The following is a 424-nucleotide window of genomic DNA, read 5'->3' as shown; positions in this document are numbered from 1 at the left end:
GTCGCCAGATCGGCGGCCTGCTGGGCCGAATACGCCATTTTTCCATCCGTATCGCAATTTCGTGAGCTGGCCTGCACCAGAAACTCTTTGTTAAGCATTTTAGGTGAAATTGAAATGAAGATGTCGGATTTCTGGATAGATCGATGACGGCACGTATCATGGTTGCAGATGGCATAGCGACGGCGCGGATCACGTTGAAGGTCCGGCTGTCCGCCGTGCGCTATGACGTGGCCGCGGTCGCCTCGGCTGCGCAGCTGATGCAGGAACTGGACGCGGCCCTGCCCGACCTGATCATCTTGGGAAATTTCCCCGACGGATCAGCCATCGACATCTGCGGGCGGCTGTCGCGCGATCCGCGGCTGGCGGATATCCCGGTGCTGATGCTGGTCCGGCCCGAACAGCGGCTGGCCGCGCTGCAGGCGGG

The 424-nt window shown here is 60.8% G+C and carries 1 pseudogene; it reads left to right on the top strand.

Annotation, left to right across the window (positions count from 1 at the left end):
• Positions 1–143: 143 nt before the first annotated feature.
• Positions 144–424 (top strand): annotated as a pseudogene (locus tag TW83_RS16105) (diguanylate cyclase response regulator); the annotation flags it as partial.

Source organism: Paracoccus sp. S4493 (assembly GCF_000967735.1).
Taxonomy (GTDB): domain Bacteria; phylum Pseudomonadota; class Alphaproteobacteria; order Rhodobacterales; family Rhodobacteraceae; genus Paracoccus; species Paracoccus marcusii.
Note: the sequence above shows the minus strand (reverse complement) of the source record. Positions and strands in the feature narration are given on the sequence as shown.